General features: G+C 69.4%; 15 protein-coding genes. 4 read left to right on the forward strand and 11 right to left on the reverse strand.

Features of this window, described 5'->3' with window-relative positions; translation table 11 throughout:
- Positions 1-170 precede the first annotated feature (170 nt).
- Genes AC07M9_RS13105 through ftsE form a run of 4 tightly spaced genes read right to left on the reverse strand, consistent with a single transcriptional unit; the run spans position 171 to position 3,134 of the window.
- Complete coding sequence (locus tag AC07M9_RS13105) at positions 171-920, reverse strand: lysophospholipid acyltransferase family protein (protein WP_494884194.1); 750 nt, start codon at positions 918-920, stop codon at positions 171-173.
- Positions 920-1,453: a YdcF family protein gene (locus AC07M9_RS13110; protein ID WP_494884195.1), complete on the reverse strand. Its 534-nt coding sequence runs from the start codon at positions 1,451-1,453 to the stop codon at positions 920-922. The genes AC07M9_RS13105 and AC07M9_RS13110 overlap by 1 nt, the downstream gene beginning before the upstream one ends.
- A gap of 38 nt (positions 1,454-1,491) precedes the next feature.
- Positions 1,492-2,418 (reverse strand): cell division protein FtsX, encoded by a 927-nt coding sequence (locus AC07M9_RS13115; RefSeq protein ID WP_494884523.1) that lies wholly within the window; start codon positions 2,416-2,418, stop codon positions 1,492-1,494.
- A gap of 2 nt (positions 2,419-2,420) precedes the next feature.
- Positions 2,421-3,134, reverse strand: coding sequence for a cell division ATP-binding protein FtsE (gene ftsE, locus AC07M9_RS13120; protein ID WP_494884196.1), 714 nt, complete (start codon positions 3,132-3,134; stop codon positions 2,421-2,423).
- A gap of 162 nt (positions 3,135-3,296) precedes the next feature.
- On the opposite strand from ftsE, the gene AC07M9_RS13125 reads away from it, so the two are divergent.
- On the forward strand, positions 3,297-4,157 hold the full coding sequence (locus AC07M9_RS13125) for a zinc-ribbon domain-containing protein (protein ID WP_494884197.1): 861 nt from the start codon (positions 3,297-3,299) through the stop codon (positions 4,155-4,157).
- Between the two features lie 67 nt (positions 4,158-4,224).
- On the opposite strand, the gene AC07M9_RS13130 is transcribed toward AC07M9_RS13125, so the two are convergent.
- The 5 genes from AC07M9_RS13130 to AC07M9_RS13150 all read right to left on the reverse strand — a co-directional run bounded on the left by AC07M9_RS13130 (position 4,225) and on the right by AC07M9_RS13150 (position 11,259).
- Positions 4,225-4,431, reverse strand: a complete 207-nt coding sequence (locus AC07M9_RS13130) for a hypothetical protein (protein ID WP_494884198.1) — start codon at positions 4,429-4,431, stop codon at positions 4,225-4,227.
- Positions 4,432-4,532: 101 nt separating this feature from the next.
- A complete protein-coding gene (locus AC07M9_RS13135) occupies positions 4,533-7,751 on the reverse strand; it encodes an error-prone DNA polymerase (RefSeq protein WP_494884199.1) in 3,219 nt (1,072 codons plus the stop codon).
- Positions 7,748-9,226, reverse strand: coding sequence for a Y-family DNA polymerase (locus tag AC07M9_RS13140; protein ID WP_494884200.1), 1,479 nt, complete (start codon positions 9,224-9,226; stop codon positions 7,748-7,750). Before AC07M9_RS13140 ends, AC07M9_RS13135 begins: the two co-directional genes overlap by 4 nt.
- Positions 9,186-9,956, reverse strand: coding sequence for an ImuA family protein (locus AC07M9_RS13145; protein WP_494884201.1), 771 nt, complete (start codon positions 9,954-9,956; stop codon positions 9,186-9,188). The genes AC07M9_RS13140 and AC07M9_RS13145 overlap by 41 nt, the downstream gene beginning before the upstream one ends.
- 94 nt (positions 9,957-10,050) lie before the next feature.
- Positions 10,051-11,259, reverse strand: coding sequence for a CDP-glycerol glycerophosphotransferase family protein (locus tag AC07M9_RS13150; RefSeq protein ID WP_494884202.1), 1,209 nt, complete (start codon positions 11,257-11,259; stop codon positions 10,051-10,053).
- Positions 11,260-11,394: 135 nt separating this feature from the next.
- Between AC07M9_RS13150 and AC07M9_RS13155 the strand changes: the two genes are divergently transcribed.
- On the forward strand, positions 11,395-12,072 hold the full coding sequence (locus tag AC07M9_RS13155) for a response regulator transcription factor (protein WP_494884203.1): 678 nt from the start codon (positions 11,395-11,397) through the stop codon (positions 12,070-12,072).
- Positions 12,069-13,448 (forward strand): sensor histidine kinase, encoded by a 1,380-nt coding sequence (locus tag AC07M9_RS13160; RefSeq protein WP_494884204.1) that lies wholly within the window; start codon positions 12,069-12,071, stop codon positions 13,446-13,448. Before AC07M9_RS13155 ends, AC07M9_RS13160 begins: the two co-directional genes overlap by 4 nt.
- Here AC07M9_RS13160 and AC07M9_RS13165 read toward each other — a convergent pair.
- Together AC07M9_RS13165 and AC07M9_RS13170 are read right to left on the reverse strand one after the other, a co-directional pair.
- Positions 13,436-14,044, reverse strand: a complete 609-nt coding sequence (locus AC07M9_RS13165) for a flavodoxin family protein (RefSeq protein WP_494884205.1) — start codon at positions 14,042-14,044, stop codon at positions 13,436-13,438. The genes AC07M9_RS13160 and AC07M9_RS13165 overlap by 13 nt on opposite strands.
- Before the next feature lie 13 nt (positions 14,045-14,057).
- Positions 14,058-15,263: a glucose-1-phosphate adenylyltransferase family protein gene (locus AC07M9_RS13170; protein ID WP_494884206.1), complete on the reverse strand. Its 1,206-nt coding sequence runs from the start codon at positions 15,261-15,263 to the stop codon at positions 14,058-14,060.
- A 172-nt stretch (positions 15,264-15,435) separates the two neighbouring features.
- On the opposite strand from AC07M9_RS13170, the gene AC07M9_RS13175 reads away from it, so the two are divergent.
- A complete protein-coding gene (locus tag AC07M9_RS13175) occupies positions 15,436-17,502 on the forward strand; it encodes an AsmA family protein (RefSeq protein WP_494884207.1) in 2,067 nt (688 codons plus the stop codon).
- Positions 17,503-17,580 lie beyond the last annotated feature (78 nt).

Consider the following 17,580-nt stretch of genomic DNA (forward strand, 5'->3'; position numbering starts at 1 on the left):
CCCGCCCAAGAATACCGACCCGGAAAACCCACCGTCATCCCCGCGCAGGCGGCGATCCCGCTTGTTCCTTCAACAGGAGCGCCAAAAAAGCGGGGCCCCCGCCAGCGCGGGGGGGCGACGGGAAAAGGTGTTGCAGCCGGGTCGGAAGGCGATCCCCCGGCCCCGACGCCTCAGACGTTCAGCACGTTGATCGCCGCATGGACCCGCGCCTCGATCTCCTCGCGCGGGAGGCCGGCTTCGATCCTCGTCCCGACCCGCATGGTGATGACGCCGGGCTTCTTCCAGCGGCGGTGATAGAGCCGCCCGCTGTCCACCGCGACAGGCACCACCGGCAGCGCCAGCAGCTTGTAGACCCCCGCGAAGCCCGACTGCAGCGGCGGTCGCTGGCCCGTGGGAACCCGCGTGCCCTCGGGGAAGATCGCCAGCGGCCGGCCCTGCGCGGAGAGGCTCCGCGCGCTGGAGATCATCTTGCGCAGCGCCTTGGCGCCCTCGCCGCGCTCCACCACCACCGCGCCGTAGCGGCGCAGCGCCCAGCCCCAGCCGGGGATGTCGGTCAGCTCGGCCTTGGGGAACGGCGCGGGCCGCTGCATCACGGCGGGCAGGTCGATCGCCTCGAAGAAGCTCTCGTGCTTGATGGCGACCAGCAGGCCGCCCTCCTCGGGCATCACCCCGTCGACGACGACGCGGATGCCCAGGATGTAGCGGGCGCAGAAGCGGTGGTACTGGCTCCAGCCCCGCGCCACGCGGCGGAACGGCTCGTCCCCGAACAGCGCGGCGAGAAAGCTCACGCCCACGTAGAGGATCGAGCCAAGGTAAAAGATCGCGTAGAACAGCAGGCTGCGCACCACGTCGAGCGGGCTCGCGGCGCCCAGCACCATGTTCGGCCCGGCGCGCCCGGCCTTGGGGCCTGCTTCAGTCATCATCGTCCCCAGAGGTTGAGCGCGGCCCTTGCCAGCAGCTTGTGATATTCAAGGAACAGCGCCCCCAGGCTCGGCCGCGAGGGTACACCGTCGCGCTCGATCCGAACGTCGGCGGGCATTTCGCGCGCCAGCTCCAGCGCGGCGCGGCGCATGTGCCAGTCGGCCGTGACCAGTCGCACCGACCTGGCCCCATGCTCGGTCACCCACTGCACCGCCTCGATCGCGTTGGAGCGGGTGTCGTAGGCGCGGTAACCCAGCGTCACGCAGCAGCGCATCAGCCGTGCGGGCACCTTGAACTGCACCGCGAACTCGCGCGGGCGCACTTCGCGGTCGACCCCGGAAACCAGGAGGTCGGGCGCCTTTCCGGCCTCCAGAACCGTGAGTGCATGCTCGATCCGCCCCGAGCTGCCGGTCAGCACGATGATCGCGTCGGTGCGCATGCTTGCGGGCAACGGGCCGGGCAGCGCGATCGCGAACCACAGGAACCCGAAGAGCCAGACCAGCACGATGAAGGCGACGAAGCGGCGGAACATGGATCTCTATATAAGCACAGCTATCGGCTAACGCAGCCTTAAAGCATCCGCCGCAGCGCATGGAGCACGGTGAGCCGCGCCGTGAGCATCGCCAGCAGCGTCGCCAGGATCGGCACCAGCGCCAGCAGCAGCCAATCGCTCCACACCAGTGCGCCATTGTCGACGAGGCCCGCGCCCAGCCCGGAGAAGCGGCGGGCCAGGACCAGGATCACCACCAGCGCCAGCGCCAGCCCCACGGTGCCGCCGCCGGCCGCGTCATAGCCGATTGAGCGCTGGAACACGCGGGCCACCTGCGCGTCGGTTCCTCCCAGCAGGTGGACGATCTCGATGGTGTCGCGGTTCGCGCCCAGCGCCGAGCGCGCCGCCAGCAGCACGGCCGCCGCCAGCGCCATCGCCAGCAGTGCCACCAGCGCGATCGAGAGCACCTGCAGCGAGACCATCGCGTCGAACACCGGCCGCAGCCAGTTCGACTGCGCGTCGATCTTCGCCGAGGGCGCCACCGGCATGACCCGCCGCCCGATCGCCTCGAGCTGCGCGGGGGTCGCCGGGCCCTTGAGGCGCACATCGATCAGCGCCGGCACCGGGATCGCCGCGCCGGTGGCCGAAGCGATGCCGGTGCCCAGCCACGGCTCGATCAGGGCGTCGAGTTCCTCCTGCGGGACCAGCCGGAGCCCCGCCACGCCCGGCATCGTCTTGATCGCCTCGACCGCGCGCGCGGCCTGCGCGGCCCGCACCTCGGCGCGCGGCTCGATGACCTGCACGGTGACGCCGCCGTCGATCTCGGCCCGCGCGGCGCTGACGGCGTTGCCCAGCGCCAGTCCGGCAGCGAGCGCGATCGCGGTCAGCGCCACCATGATCGCGATCACCCAGGGCATCGGCCCGGACATGCGCGCCTGCGGGATGATCTCGACGCGCCGGCTGGAGGGCAGCGTCTTGTCGAACCAGCGGCCGAAGAGGGCGCCCATGTTCATGTCAGCTTCCGCGGAGGATAGCGCAGCGCCCCGGTCGGATCGGCCAGCCGCCCCCGGTCGAGCCGCATGATGAGACTTTCAGGCACCTTGCGCAGCAGGTCGAGGTCGTGGGTGGCGACGACCACGGTCGTCCCCTGCCGGTTGAGCATTTCGAACAGGCGCAGCAGCTTGAGCGCCATGTCGGGATCGACGTTGCCGGTCGGCTCGTCGGCGACCAGCATCGCCGGGCGGGCGATCACGGCGCGGGCGATGGCGACGCGCTGCTGCTCGCCGCCCGAGAGCGTGGCGGGGCGGGCATGAATGCGGTCGGCCAGGCCCACCCATTCGAGGATATCGCGCACCGGCCCGGCAATGTCGCGCTCGCGGTGGCCCGCGACGCGCAGGGGAAGCGCCACGTTGTCGAAGGCGGAAAGGTGCTCCACCAGCCGGAAGTTCTGGAACACCACCCCGATCCGCCGCCGCAGCACCGGAAGCCGGGCACGCGGCAGGGTGATGGCGTCGGTCCCGAACATGCGGATCGCCCCGCGCGAGGGGCGCTGGGCGAGGTACAGCAGGCGCAGCAGCGAGGTCTTGCCCGCGCCGCTCGCCCCGGTGAGGAAGTAGAAGCGGCCCGGAAACAGCGTGAACGTCAGATCGCTGAGCACCTCGCGATCGGTGCCGTAGCGCAGTCCGACATTGTCGAAGTGGATGATTTCGCCGTCCGCGGTCATGCTCGTCACTATATCTCAGTCGGGCCGAACGGACGACGACGTGCCCCCTAGCCGTCTTTGGCCCTATAGCCGTCATTGCATGTGGAAAAAAGGGCGTCAGGACGCGAACCCACAGGCCGGGCGCTTGTCGCATGCAAGTCAACCGTGCTTATGAGATCGATCATGATCATCGCCTGCCCTGCCTGCTCGACGCGCTACGCCGTACCGGATAGTGCGGTCGGCATGGAAGGCCGCACGGTGCGCTGCGCCAAGTGCCGCCACAGCTGGTTCCAGGAAGGGCCCGAAGCCGCGCTCCAGCCTGCGGCGGAGATGGCCGAACCCCCGGTCGCCCCGCAGCCGGAACCCGCTCCGCCACCCGTTCCCCGCGCCGCTCCCGCCCCGCGCCCCGCCATCGTCGTGCCGCGCCCGCCGGCGCCCGAGCCCGCTGCCCCGCAGCCCGAACCCGAACTGGCCGCACCCGGCCGCGTGGACCCGCTGCCCCCGCCGCTCCGGGGCGAGCAGAAAGCGGCGCCGGTCTATTACGACGATACCGCGACCAAGCGCTACGCGGACGAGCGCACCTCGAACTTCGACTTCTCGCCGCCATTCCGTCCGCGCCGCAACTGGACGCGCATCGCCACGTTCAGCGCGGTCGCCTTCGCCATCGCGACGCTGGGCCTGACCGCGGCGGTCGCCTTTGGCGGCCTGCCCGACTGGCTGCCGATCCCGCATCCGACCTTCCAGCAGGCGCAGCCCGACCTCAAGCTCGACTTCCCGCGTACCCGGCAGGACCGCAAGCCCCTGCCCGACGGCACCGAGTTCTTCAGCGTCAGCGGCACGATCAGCAACATCGGCGCGCAGAGCCGCGCCGTTCCCTCGCTGCTGGTGGTCCTGCGCGACCGGCGCGAGACGATCGTCTATGCCAAGGAAGTCGTTCCCGCCAAGCGCCAGCTGGCCCCGGGCGAGACGATCACCGTCAACGAAGCCCTGGCCGATATCCCCAAGTCCGCCGCCGCCGCCGAAATCGGCTGGAAGCCGGACTGAACGGCCGGCCTTCCTCCACGAAATACGGCGGGAAGGCGCCCGGTTGACGGGTCAACCGGGTTCCGTCTCACATTACGAGGGCAATGATCCCCGCCCATAGCGCGATACTCAGCGCAGCGGCGAGCAGCCACCATTTCCACAGGATCGGCCTGCCGGCTACCGGTCGAGCCGTCTCGCCGACCCCGCCGCGCGCACGCCAGGGCGAAGCGGCGTCGGCGACGCGGGGAGCCCGCCCCAGGCCCGAACCATCGCTACCCGGCTCTCTTTCCATCATGCGGTGCGCGCTTTCGTGTCATGCCCCGGGACCGGCCCGAGGCTCCGTAGTTTCACGTCCTCGATAGCATCCCGCTTCCTGACGGTCGATAGACGGGCACCTCAGTGGAAATCCCGGGAGCGCGGGAGGATGCGCACATTGCGCGGGTGACCGCGCGAGGTGGGGCGATCGCGGTCGTAGACAGGCTTGCGCACCACGTCGCCGGGCATCGGCTCGGGTTTCAGCACGGGCAGCGCGGAGAGGAGGGCCAGCGCCTCGCTGGCATCGGTGACCGTGTCGACGATGAGGTGGATGACGTCCTCCTTGCTGCGCTGGGCGACGCCGTCGAGCACCATGAGCCGAGCCGCCATCACCGCACGGCGCTGCTTCTCGAAGTCGCGCGCCCAGAGCAGCCCGTTGACCACGCCGGTCTCGTCCTCGATCGTGATGAAGATCGCATTGCCCTTGCCCGGCCGCTGGCGGATCAGGACGACCCCGGCAACGCGGATCTTCGCGCCGTCGCGCGCGGCGTTGACCTCGGCGCAAGTCCGCGCGCCCTGTCCTTCGAAGTGGCCGCGCAGGAACTGCATCGGGTGGCCCTTCAGCGACAGGCGCTGGGTCTGGTAGTCGGCGACGACTTCCTCGGCCGGTGCCATGTCCGGCAGCGCGGCATCGGGCTCTTTCGCAAGCTCGGGAGCTTCCAGCGCGGCGAACAGCGGCAGCTGCGCGGGCGGCACGCGCCGCGCCTCCCACCCCGCCCCGCGCCGGTTCTGGCCGAGCGAGCCGAGCGCGTCGGCATCGGCCAGGAGGTGCAGCGCGCGCGAGGGCAGGTCCGCGCGCCGGGCGGCGTCCTCGAGCCCGGTGATGGGGGCGACTTTGCGCGCCTCCTCCAGCTTCTGCGCCCACTCCTTCTTGAACCCGCCGATCTGCCGCAATCCGAGGCGCAGGATCCGCTCCCCTTCGAGGGTGTTGTCCCAGAGGCTCGCCCCGATGTCGATCGGGCGAACCTCAACCCCGTGCTGGCGCGCATCGGCCACCAGCTGCGCAGGGGCGTAGAAGCCCATCGGCTGGCTGTTGAGCAGCGCGCAGGTGAAGACCGCCGGATAATGGCACTTCAGCCACGACGACACATAGGCCAGCCAGCCGAAAGCCTGCGCGTGGCTTTCGGGGAAGCCGTATTCGCCGAAACCCTCGATCTGCTGGAAGCACCCTTCGGCGAAGGCACGCGGATAGCCGCGCCCGACCATGCCTTCGACGAACTTGTCCTGATGCTGCTTTATGGTTCCGTTGCTGCGGAACGTGGCCATGGAACGGCGCAGCTTATCCGCCTCTGGAGGGCTGAAGCCGGCAGCGGTGATCGCCAGCTTCATTGCCTGCTCCTGGAACAGCGGCACGCCCAATGTCCTGTGCAGAAGCTCGAACATTTCACCTTCGGGACCGGGATATTCGACCTTCTCCTCGCCGGTTCGGCGGCGCAAGTAGGGGTGGACCATGCCACCCTGGATCGGGCCGGGCCGCACGATCGCCACCTGGATGACGAGATCGTAGAGGATCTTCGGCTTCATGCGCGGCAGCATGGATATCTGCGCCCGACTTTCGACCTGGAAAGTACCGATGCTATCGCCCTTCTGGAGCATGAGATACGTCGCCTCGTCCTCCTTTGGTACGGTAGCGAGCGCTAGGTCACGCAAGCCATGGTCGCGCAGGAGGTCGAAGCTCTTGCGGATCGCGGTGAGCATGCCGAGCGCCAGCACGTCGACTTTCATCAGCCCGAGCGATTCCAGGTCGTCCTTGTCCCATTCGATGAAGGTCCGCTTGGGCATCGCTCCGTTGTGGATCGGCACCATCTCGTCGAGCCGCCCTTCGCTGAGCACGAAGCCGCCGACGTGCTGCGAGAGGTGGCGCGGGTATTCCAGCAGGCGGCCGACCATGTCGCGCAGGCGCTCCACCTGCGGGTTCGCGGGGTCGAAGCCCGCCTCGGTAAGCCGGTCCTCAGGCAGTTCATCGCCGCCCCAGCTGCCCCATACGGTGCCCGAGAGCCGCGCGGTGACGTCCTCGCTGAGGCCCAGCACCTTGCCGACCTCGCGGATGGCGCTGCGCTGGCGGTAGCGGATGACGGTCGCGGCGATGCCGGCGTGGTCTCGGCCATAGCGCTTGAAGATGTACTGCATCACCTCCTCGCGGCGCTCGTGCTCGAAATCGACGTCGATGTCGGGCGGCTCGTCGCGCTCGGTGGAAAGGAAGCGGGTGAACAGCAGCTTCTGCTCCACCGGGTCGATCGGGGTGATGCCGAGGAAGTAGCAGACCAGCGAATTGGCCGCGCTGCCGCGCCCCTGGCACAGGATCGGTGGGGTCAGACTGCGGGCATGGTGCACGATGTCGTGGACGGTGAGGAAATAATAGGCGATCTTCTTGTCGCGGATCAGGTCGAACTCTTCGGTCAGCACCTTGTGGTATGCAGGCGAGAGACCATTCGGGAACCACTTGGCTGATCCTTCGAGCACCAAATGCTCCAGCCAATCCTGCGGTTCCCAGCCTTCCGGGACGGGCTCGTGCGGGTATTCGTAGCGCAGGTCGGTAAGCTGGAACGTAACGCAGTCCAGCAGGTCCTGCGTGGCGGACAGCGCCGCGGGGCAGGCGTGGAACAGGCGGGCCATCTCCTTGGGGGCCTTGAGGTGGCGCTCGGCATTGGCGGCGAGGCGGCGCCCGGCGGTCTGCACTTTCAGGCCCTCGCGGATGCAGGTGAGCACGTCCTGCATCGGCCGGTCCTCGGGCACGGCGTAGAGCACGTCGTTGGTGGCGATCAGCGGCACGCCCGCCGCCTGGCCGAGCGCCATGCGCTGCGCGAGGCGCCGTGCGTCGCGCCCCGCGCGCGGCATCGTCGCGGCCAGCCAGAGCTTCGGCGTGGCCGCCCGCAGGGTCGCCAGGAGCGCCGCGTCGCCGTCCATGGCGATGAGCGCGAGATCCTGTGCGTGGTCGAGCAGGTCGGGCAGCCGCAGTTCGCACTCGCCTTTCTGCGCGCGCAGGTTGCCGAGCGTCAGCAGGCGGGTCAGGCGGCCCCAGCCGAAGCGCGTCATCGGATAGGCGACGATGTCGGGGGTGCCGTCGGCGAAGACCAGCCGCGCGCCGACGATCAGCTTCAAGCCGCTCTTGTCCCGGCCGATCTCCTTCCATGCCGCGAAGGCGCGCACCACGCCGGCGACGGTGTTGCGGTCGGCTATGCCCACGCCGGTCATGCCCATTGCATGGGCCCGCGCGACGATCTCCGGCCCCGGTGAGGCGCCGCGCAAAAAGCTGAAGTTGGTGGCGGCGACGAGTTCGGCGAAGGCCGGCATACTCATGGGAACATCCCGTGCAGGTACCAGCGCGGGTCGGGCGTCTCGCCGAACAACCCGCTGCGGAAGATCCAGTAGCGGCGGCCTTCGGCGTCCTCGATCCGGTAATAGTCGCGGGTGTCGCCCCCCCTGCCATTCGAGGCGCCGCCGGGGAGGTGGCCGCCGCGCCTGCGCCACCATTCCGCGCCGATCCGCTCGGGCCCTTCGGCGAGGCGGACGTCGTGGAGGCAGCCCCGCCAGCGGAAGCGCTGGGGCGGGCTGTCGGGGACGCCGGCGATCACGTCGACCGGCTGCGGCGGATCGAGCAGCAGCAGCGGGCGGGTGGGCCGGTCGTCCGCCTGCCGCCATGAAACCGGGGGTGCCTGCTTGGCGGAAATCAGCCCCTGCGCGCGTTCGGGCAAGTGGCGATCGCAGGGGACGAGGCGGCTGACGCTATCCTCGCCGAGCCGCACGCTCAGCCGGTCGACCAGCGCGGCGACGCTGTCCTCGCTCTCCTCCTTGCAGCTTTCCAGCGCGATCTGGCGCGAGGGCAGGTGTTCCACCGTGAGCACCGCGAGGCTGATCGCGTCGAAGCCGTAGCCGGGGTCGAGCGGGTCGGAGAGCGTGTCGATCCGCTCGCGCAGCAGGCGCATGACGGCGGCGGGATCGCGCACCGGCTGGCCGGTCTCCACCGCAAGGCGCGGGCGCACGTTGTCGCTGCGCTGGAGCACGACAAGGAAGCGGCGGCCACCGAGCTGGCGCTGTTCCATGATCCGCGAGGCCTGCGCCAGCAGGTCCTCGATCACGTCGAGCGCGTCGTCGGTGCGGGCGAGGGGTTCGGGGAAGCGGGTTTCCAGATGGATCGGCTCGGCAGGGCGGAGCGGGGTGATCGGGCTGCCGGCCTCGCCCAGGATCGCGCGCAGGCGCATCACCGCCGCCTCGCCGAAGCGCGCCGCCAGCCCCGCCATCGGCCGCGCCGCGAGATCGCCCAGCGTCATCAGCCCGGCGCGGCGCAGGCCCGACAGCTTGTCCTCGTCCAGTTCCAGCGCGGCGACCGGCAGGGTGCGCACCTCGTCGCCGCTGCCGTAGCGGGCCAGTGCCCGCGCGGCGGCGGCGTGAGGGGCGAGTGCATGGCGGGCGGTGTAGCCGGCGGCGGCGAGCACCCGGCGCACCAGTTGGCCCTCGCCGCCAAACAGGTGCGCGCAGCCGGTCACGTCGAGCACCAGCCCGTCCGGCGGATCGGGCGCGACCAGCGGGGTGAAGGCGATCATCGCGTTCGCCAGCCGGTCCAGCTCGCGGGCGTCGGCCACCGGATCGTGCGGCGCGGTGACGAGGTCCGGGCAGCGCGCACGCGCATCGGCGAGGGTCATGCCTGCGGTCAATCCCTGCCCGTGCACGCCCGCGTCGATCGCCGCGAGGCGCAGCGCCTGTCCGTCCCGTGCGACCAGCGCGCCGCCGCTCTCAGGCAGTACGCCGCAACGGCTCGCGCGTTCGCAGGGCATCCAGGGAAACCACAGCGCCAGGTAGCGTCGGGGGATGGTCGCGGGGGGACTGTGCGGGCTCGATGGGTTCTTCGCGGAAACCGCCATGGTCTTCATTCCATTCCAGCCGCCAGTGCAGGCCGCCCGGCCCGCCTCTTCGGCGCTGGAGTTCGACGTGGAGCGCGGGCGCGCCGGGTGCGCGCACTTCGAGCGGGGTGGAGGGCGCGCTGGCGACCGACCAGCGGGTATGCGCGGCGCTGGCGCGCGGCTGGGCGTCGCCGCGCAGGATCACGATCGGGATGCGCGACTGCTCGGCCGCGAGGATCAGCCGGCGGCTGGCGACCAGATCGTAATCGCGCAGGGCGCCCCAGGTCTCCAGCAGCACCGCCGCCGGCCCCGGGCACCGCGCCGCGTCTAACCCGGCGCGCAGCAGGGCGGCATCGTCCGGCGCATCGACGATCACCAGCCGCGCCGGGTCGAGCCCGAGCGGTGCCCAGCCCTCGCCGCAGGGCTCCATCCGCATGGTCCGGGAGCGGCCTTTGCCTTTCCGGACCCGCAGCAGCAGGATCGGACGTTCATCGGCTGCCTCGATCGATGCGAGACTGAAGGCAAGCGCCGAGGCCCAGCCATCGAGGCCTGCGTGGACTTCGTGGAGCTGTCCTTTCACAAGCCGGGGCAGCCCGGAAACCCGCGCCGGAACGGGAGGATCGGTGGGGGGGTCGGCGCTGGACGGCGCGGAGTGCTGGAACATGGGAGCATGCCTCGAATCGGAGATATGTTCCTATTATGTTCCAAATCAGGGGTGCAAGTCTACCGCCGGTTGCAAGGAAAAGGGTGGAAGCGCCTCAGGCGGCCGCCGCTATGCGCCGAATGCCCGCCAGCCCGGCGTAGCGTTCGACCACGTCCGCGGCCTCGCGCACCGCGCACCGGCCCCGGAATGTCGGCTGGCCGCTCGGTGTCCAGGCGATGCCTTCGATCGTGTAGGCCATGCGCTCGCGCTGCCAGGCGACATAGGCGCCGTGGGTGGCGAGCGCCCGGTCGATCGCGGCGACCGGGTCGGTATCGGGCGAGACGACCTCGCCGAAGTGCCACATCGCGTAGTCCTCGCTCCCCTGCCAGTCGACGCTGCGGGGATCGACGAAGAGGCAGGGCCTCGGGCGCACGAGGAACTCGTAGACTTGGCTGCTGACGTCCCCGACGTAGAGGTCGGCGCCCAGCGTGTAGGTCATGTCGTTGCACCGTTCGGAACCGAGGTCGACGATGACCCGGCCGGACACCGCCAGCGCCTCCCACTGCCGCCGCCGCCGCGCCGACCAGCCCCGCGCCAGCCGGACGTGCGGCGCGACGACGAGGTTGTAGCGCCCGTCCCGCACCACCGCCTCGACCAGCCGCCGCCCAAAGGACTCGATCGAGGAGTGCTTCTTCGAAAAGTGGGGGTTGTAGAGGATCGTCGGGCGCCGATTGTCGAACAGCGGCGCGTGCCGGCCCGCGCCCGCCAGGATCGTCGAGAGCTTGATCGGCCCCGTCACCGTGCAATCGGCGGGATCGACGAAGCCGCTTGCCATCAGGCGGTCGCGGTCCTTGCGGCCGGCGACGAGGACATGGTCGAACAGCGTGAAGCGCTTCTCGAAGCCCACCGCGCGGTCGCCCGCGCCATGGGGGATGTGCAGGATCGGCGGACAGTCGCCGCGCAGCCGGCGGAGCAACGTCGAGGTCCGCTCGGCGCAGAGAATCACGCCCGCATTGCACAAACGCTCCGCCCAGACGGCGAGGCGCGCGGCCTTGTGCAGCTTGTCGGGCAACACCGATGCCAGGCGGGGCAGCGCCATCACCACGACTTCGGGAACCGCCGGCCCGTGTACGCGGGCCTGGTCCCGGGCGATGGCGGCCTCGTCGTCCGTGCAGACGAACATCGTCACCTGCCCCGGATGGCGCCGTTCGAGTTCGCAGGCCACGGGCAGGATATGCGCGAACTGGTGCGCCCCGCCGATGGCGAGCACATGGACCCGGTCAGACGGAGACGGACGGGGATCGACGGCGGAGGATGCGGACATGACCGGCCCTTGCCCTAGCGACATGGTCCGAGAATGGAGCCTTCATGTGAATTTGTCCATGTTCCCCGACCCATGCCCCGCCCTCTCCACCGCAACCTCGACGCCGGGGCCGCGCGGGGATAAGGCTCGAGGCTCATGCAGATACTCCTGGTTGAAGACGATTCCGCCCTTGCGGCGCATATCATCGCCGGCGTGCGCGAGGCCGGTCACGTCGTCGAGCACTGCGCCGACGGCCGCGACGCCCTGGTGCGGGCGACCTGCGAGACTTACGACGCGATCATCCTCGACCGCATGCTGCCGACGCTGGACGGGCTCAAGCTGCTGGCGGCCCTGCGCGCCACCGACGACGCCACCCCCGTCCTGATCCTCAGCGCGCTGGGCGATGTCGACGAGCGGGTGAAGGGCCTGCGCGCCGGCGGGGACGACTACATGGCAAAGCCCTTCGCGATGTCCGAACTGCTCGCCCGCCTCGAAAGCCTGGCGCGCCGCAATGCGCCGGTGGCGGAAACCGCCAGCGTGCTGCGGGTCGGCGACCTGGAGATCGACCTCGCCTCGCATACCGTCACCCGAGCCGGGCGGCGCATCGCACTGACCCTGCGCGAACTCAGGATCGTCGCCTACCTCGCGCGCAATGCCGGACGCGTGGTCACCCGCTCGATGCTGCTCGAGAACGTGTGGGATTACAATTTCGACCCGCAGACCAACATCATCGACCAGCACATCAGCAAGCTGCGCCAGAAGATCGCCACCGGGGACGAAACCAACCTGATCCACACCATACGCGGTGTCGGCTACATGATGCGCGAGGCATGAAGCGCTTGCTGCGCAGCCTCTCGTTCCGGCTGGCGCTGAGCTACGCCGGGCTGTTCTGCGTCTCGGTGGGCCTGCTGATGGGCGTGGTCTACTGGCTGCGGGTGGTGGTGCCGATGGACAGGGCCCGCACCATGGTCGAGCGGGAGGAACGCGAGGTGCGCGCCCTCTATCTCGCCCACGGGATCGACGCCGCGCGCGCGGCGCTAGATCGGCGGGCGGAGCATTCGGGCGACATCAAGGCATTCCACGCCCTGCTCGCCCCGGACGGCACGGTGGTCACCGCCAACCTGCCAAGCTGGCCGCTGAAACCGCCCCGCCACCTCACCGTGATCGAGGCCGACACGTTCGTGGACGGCACCGAGATCGACCATAACGCGCTCGTCAGCGACCAGAAGCTCCCCGACGGCGCCCGCCTGATGGTGGGCCGCGATGTCGAGGACGTGACCAGCGAGGAGGAAGTGCTGCGCACCGCGGCGCTCTGGATCTTCGGCGTGACCCTGCTGCTGGGCCTCAGCGGCGGCTGGCTGATGAGCGTCGCGATCGGCAGGCGCATCGAGGCGGTGCGACGGACGGCCCGGCAGGTGATGGACGGGGATCTCGCGAAGCGCGTGGAAGTGCGCGGCACCAACGACGACTTCGACCGGCTTGGCGAGACGCTCAACCTCATGCTCTCGCGCATCCAGAGCCTGTTCCGCGCGGTGCAGAGCGTATCGGACAATGCCGCGCACGAACTGCGCACGCCGCTCGCCCGGCTGGTGGGGCGGCTGGAGGCGCTGGAGCAACTGGCGCAGGACCACCCGGCCATGCGCGTGGCCGCCGGAGACACGATCGTCGAGGCCAACCGGTTGCAGCAGATTCTCGCCGCGCTGATGCGTATCTCGCGGCTCGAGAACGGACGCCATCCCCTCGACCTGCAGCGTACCGACGTGATCCAGCTGATCGAGGACATCGTCGAGTTCTACCAGCCGGAGGCGGAGCGGCTCGGCATCGAGCTGGTCGTCTCGGCGCGGCGCCCGCTGGTGGCGGACCTCGACCTCGACCTCGTGTTCCAGGCACTGTCGAACCTGCTCGACAACGCGCTCAAGCACGCGGGCGGGGGCAACCGGGTCGCTTTCTCGGCGGAGCGGGTACGTGAAGGCTTGCACCTGAGCGTGGCCGACAACGGCCCCGGCCTCGATGCCGAGGAGCGCGAGCGGGTGACGGAGCAGTTCTACCGCGGGAACGGCGCCGCCGGGCTGCCGGGCGATGGCCTCGGCCTCAGCATGGTCGCGGCCATCGCGCATGCCCACGGCGCCTCGCTCGAATTCACCGATGCCGGGCCGGGGCTGAGGGTATCGCTGGTGTTCCCCGAGGTTTCGGGCGCTCAGCCCGGGTAAGGGTTCGCCTGGAGCAATCCTGCGAGGTGCGCCGCATTGCCCGCAAGCATGCCGGCAGTCCTGGTGACCGCTTCCGGCGTTTCCTTCAGATCCTTGAAGTCGATCGAGCCCATAGCCTCACCCACCCAGTAGCAGGCGGCGATCGCGGGGATGGTCCAGCCGACATCGTTCAGCGCCTGGAACAGCTGCGCCGAGGAGAAGTGCGCGCCGTCCTCGTTGCCGACGATCGCGGTGACGGCGACCTTGCCGTAGCTGGGCATGCGGCCCTGCTCGTCGGTTTCGTCGAGGAAGGCGTCCATGCGTTCGAGCGCGCGCTTGGCGACACTGCCGATCTGGCCCATCCAGATCGGGCCGCCGAAGATCAGGATGTCGTGAGCGAGGATTTTCTCGCGCAGGGCTGGCCATTCATCGCCATCGCCCTCGTCCGAGGTCACGCCGGGCTTGATGTTGAGCGCGGCTACCCGGACCGTCTCGGTCACGGTCACGCCCTTCTGCGCGAAGGCCGCCGTGAGCACGGCGATCATCGCATCGGTCGAGGACGCCTCGCTGGCGTCGGACTTGAGCGTGCAGTTCAGGGCAAGGGCTTTGAGTGGCATGGGATGGGTTTCCTCAGATGACGGCGGAGGCGGCGCGCTCGCGCACCGGCACGTGGGCCATGCGCGGCGCGGTGGACCGCGCTTTCCCGGCCGCGACGAAGGGACGCTCGCGGGCCTCGAGGCGGCGCAGAGCCCGCGCCGAGATCACGCGGATGCCGCGTTCGGAAACGGTGCACCAGTTGCCGTGCCGGGCGATAGAGGCATCGAGGTCGAAGTGGTCGGGCAGCACGGCATCACCCATGACGATGGCATCGCAGATCCTGACGCCCCTGCCGATCCGCGCGCCGGGCAGCATCACGGCATTGCGAAGCACACTGCCCGCGCCGACGACGCCGAGGTCCGCCTGAGCCGGGCGTCCGGGGTGAGCGATCGGCCACGAGGGGTCGAGCGGCAGCGTGCCGTCGGCAAGCCGGCGCTGGACCGCGTGATAGGCATCGAGCGTGCCCAGATCCTGCCACAGCGGCTCCGCGCCCTCGCGGCCCGGCAAGGCGTAGGCGAAGGCGGTTCCGGCCTCGACCATCTGCGGGATGACGTGCTGGCCGAAGTCCAGCTCCGGCACGCTACCGCCCATGTCGAGCAGAGTCCGGCGCAGGACCTGCCAGTCGAAGACGTAGATGCCCATCGACGCCAGCGCGTAGCCCGGCCGATCGAACGATTCGGGCGCGAGCACCGGCTTCTCGACGAAAGCGGCGATGCGGAAGTCCGCGCCCGCATCCAGAACGCCGAAGCCCGATGCCTGCGCGACGGGGACATGGACGACGCCCACAGTGACATGGGCATCGCAGGCGAGGTGGCGATCGACGAAAGGCCGGTAGTCCATCTGGTAGAGGTGGTCCCCGCCCAGCACGACGACATGCCGGGGCGCCAGCCGGTCAATCTCGGCGACGACACTGGCGACCGCGTGGGCAGTGCCTTCGAACGGTCCGTGATCCTCGCCGTCGAGCACGGAGAAAGAGCAGCCGTCCCCGGACGAACCCCAGCAATGCTCGACATGATGGAGCAGCGTGGCCGGCGCATACTGCGTCAGGACCATGGCCTTGCGGAAACCCGAGTTGGCGACATTGGCCAGCGTGAAATCCACGAGCCTTGCAGTCGGACCGATGGGCAATGCCGGCTTGGCTTCCTCACGCGTCAGATCATGGAGACGACTGCCCTTTCCGCCTGCCAGAACGATCGAAACCACCTGATCGGCCAGTCCGTCGCCATTCACAAAGTTCATTCAAACCCTCTGGTGCTGCCGCGCATTCCGCTGGGTAATTCCTTGAACCGCCATCGGTTCCTGCCTGCCGCGCGCTTGCCCGGTCATTTGCGACGGACGGTTGGCGCCCCCTTCGCCGACAATCGCCGAGCTGCCTGAAACCAAATGCTCCGCCCAAGCGCTACTGCGTATCATGGACGCCACGACACAGCTCGATGCCGGTCCCGGCCTCGCCGCGGACCCGGTCCGCCGGAAGCGGCGCATGCGCATCGTGCGCAACGTCGTCCTGACCGTTTTCGGGCTGATCTTCGCGGTCTGGCTGGTCCTGTTCATCACCAAGGGGCGATTCCTCAAGCACCCGTTCGAGAGCATCGCCTCCTCGCTCACGCATCGAAAGGTGAGCGTGGCGGGCGACTTTCAGCTCTACTTCGCGCCGCTTCGCATCAAGTTCCTTGCAAAGGGGCTCGACGTCGCCAACCCGCAGTGGGCGAGCCGCCCCAGCCTGTTCGCGGCCAAACGCATCGAGGCGCGCATCGCCCCGCTGTCACTGCTGTTCGGGCGGCGCCACGTCTACACGCTCGACCTCGACCAGGGCCGCGCCGACCTCGAGTGGGACAAGCCGCACAAGAACAACACCTGGACCTTCGGCGCCGATGGCGGCGGCAAGCCCTTCGAGTTCCCGCGCATCGACCGCGCCGCCGTGTCCGGCACCACCGTGCGCTACATCGACCCGCAGATGCAACTCCTGGCGAACCTGCTCGTCGATCCCATCGTCTCCACCGACGCGCGGATCGGCAAGGCCGTCTCGGTGCGCGGCGACGGTACGCTGCGCAGCACCCCCTTCCGCCTCACCGCCCGCCTGCTTTCGCCCGACGCGACGGTCAATCGCGGCGAGAACAAGCTGGAACTCAGGGCCTGGGCGGCGAACAGCATCATCGACGTCAATGGCACCCTCCCCTCGATCGCCGACGTGGAGGGCGTACCGCTCCAGGTGCGCGCGCAGGGCCGCGACTTGTCGGACTTGCTCGGGATCATCGACGTGGTGATCCCGCAGACCCGCCGCTATGACCTGAAAGCGCAGATGGTGAAGGACGGGCAGGCCTACCGCTTCACGAAGCTGGCCGGGACTTTCGGCCAGTCCGACCTCGCCGGCAGCTTCACCGCCACCAACGGCGAGCGGCTGCGCATGGACGCCGAGCTCACCACCCGCCGCCTCGACATCGTCGATGCCGCCCCGTTCATCGGTTATAACCCGGACATCGTCGCCTCAAAGGGCGCGGTCGCCGCTGCCGCCGCGACCGGCGCGGGCGCGCAGCGTATCCTCCCCGACGCCGCGTTGCCGGTGGCTTCGATGCAGCGTTTCGACGCCGCGCTCGACTGGAAGATCGGCGTCGTACGCTCGCGCAACGTGCCGATCGAGAAGATCGCGATGAAGCTCACCCTTGACCACGGACGACTGGCGCTGTCGCCGCTGACGTTCTCGATGGCGCGCGGCGATGTGGTCTCCGATCTCATCTTCGACACCCGCCAGCGCCCTTCCGCGATCAGCTACGACATCCGCCTCTCGCCCACACCGATGGGCCGCCTGCTCGCCGGGTACGGCGTCGCGGAAGCCGGCACCACCGGCACCATCAAGGGACGCATCAAGCTCAACGGGCGGGGCGATACGATCCACGATTCGCTCGCGACGTCGTCGGGCCGGATCGCCTTCGTCATGCCACAGGGGGCGCTGTGGACGCGCAACGTTCAACTCGCGGAGCTGGACCTCGGCACATTCGTCCAGAAGATGTTCCAGGACAAGCTGAAGACCCCGGTCGAGGTCAACTGCGGCGTCGTCGCCTTCACGGTGCGGGGCGGTATCGCCTCCACTGACCCGATCCTGATCGACACGAAGAAGAACGTCATCACCGGGCGGGGCGCTTTCTCCTTTGATACCGAGGCCGTCGATCTCGCGTTCCGGGCCGACGGAAAGAAGTTCAGCCTGTTTTCCGGGCAATCCCCGGTCGGCATCGGCGGGCACTTCGCCTCACCGTCGCTGAACGTGGTCAGCCCCGAACTGCTGGGCCGCGCGGGCGCGGGAATCGGGCTGGCCGTGGTGGCGACCCCGGTCGCAGGGCTGCTGGCCTTCGTCGACGTGGGCGATGCCAAGTCGGCGGCCTGCGGCCCGGTCCTTTCCGGCGCCAGGGCCGCCGCCCAGCGAACCACCAAGGGCAAGCCGCGCGAGGATGTCGGCAAGGGCAACCAGAAGCCCGGCGACTGAGGCGGCGAACGCAAGAAAACCCCACGAGGCATGCGCCATTAGGGGGAGCCCGAAGGCAAAGTTCATTCCATTTCAGAT

Source organism: Novosphingobium sp. GW821-FHT09E05, from assembly GCF_059416165.1.

Excerpts from the sequence above, each read along its gene's own strand:
- AC07M9_RS13145 (WP_494884201.1), bottom strand. The coding sequence starts at position 9,956 with ATGTTCCAGCACTCCGCGCCGTCCAGCGCCGACCCCCCCACCGATCCT.
- AC07M9_RS13150 (WP_494884202.1), bottom strand. The coding sequence starts at position 11,259 with ATGTCCGCATCCTCCGCCGTCGATCCCCGTCCGTCTCCGTCTGACCGG.
- AC07M9_RS13140 (WP_494884200.1), bottom strand. The coding sequence starts at position 9,226 with ATGCCCTGCGAACGCGCGAGCCGTTGCGGCGTACTGCCTGAGAGCGGC.
- AC07M9_RS13125 (WP_494884197.1), top strand. The coding sequence starts at position 3,297 with ATGATCATCGCCTGCCCTGCCTGCTCGACGCGCTACGCCGTACCGGAT.
- AC07M9_RS13135 (WP_494884199.1), bottom strand. The coding sequence starts at position 7,751 with ATGAGTATGCCGGCCTTCGCCGAACTCGTCGCCGCCACCAACTTCAGC.
- AC07M9_RS13170 (WP_494884206.1), bottom strand. The coding sequence starts at position 15,263 with ATGAACTTTGTGAATGGCGACGGACTGGCCGATCAGGTGGTTTCGATC.
- AC07M9_RS13165 (WP_494884205.1), bottom strand. The coding sequence starts at position 14,044 with ATGCCACTCAAAGCCCTTGCCCTGAACTGCACGCTCAAGTCCGACGCC.
- AC07M9_RS13175 (WP_494884207.1), top strand. The coding sequence starts at position 15,436 with ATGGACGCCACGACACAGCTCGATGCCGGTCCCGGCCTCGCCGCGGAC.
- AC07M9_RS13115 (WP_494884523.1), bottom strand. The coding sequence starts at position 2,418 with ATGGGCGCCCTCTTCGGCCGCTGGTTCGACAAGACGCTGCCCTCCAGC.
- AC07M9_RS13155 (WP_494884203.1), top strand. The coding sequence starts at position 11,395 with ATGCAGATACTCCTGGTTGAAGACGATTCCGCCCTTGCGGCGCATATC.
- AC07M9_RS13110 (WP_494884195.1), bottom strand. The coding sequence starts at position 1,453 with ATGTTCCGCCGCTTCGTCGCCTTCATCGTGCTGGTCTGGCTCTTCGGG.
- AC07M9_RS13160 (WP_494884204.1), top strand. The coding sequence starts at position 12,069 with ATGAAGCGCTTGCTGCGCAGCCTCTCGTTCCGGCTGGCGCTGAGCTAC.
- ftsE (WP_494884196.1), bottom strand. The coding sequence starts at position 3,134 with ATGACCGCGGACGGCGAAATCATCCACTTCGACAATGTCGGACTGCGC.
- AC07M9_RS13130 (WP_494884198.1), bottom strand. The coding sequence starts at position 4,431 with ATGATGGAAAGAGAGCCGGGTAGCGATGGTTCGGGCCTGGGGCGGGCT.
- AC07M9_RS13105 (WP_494884194.1), bottom strand. The coding sequence starts at position 920 with ATGACTGAAGCAGGCCCCAAGGCCGGGCGCGCCGGGCCGAACATGGTG.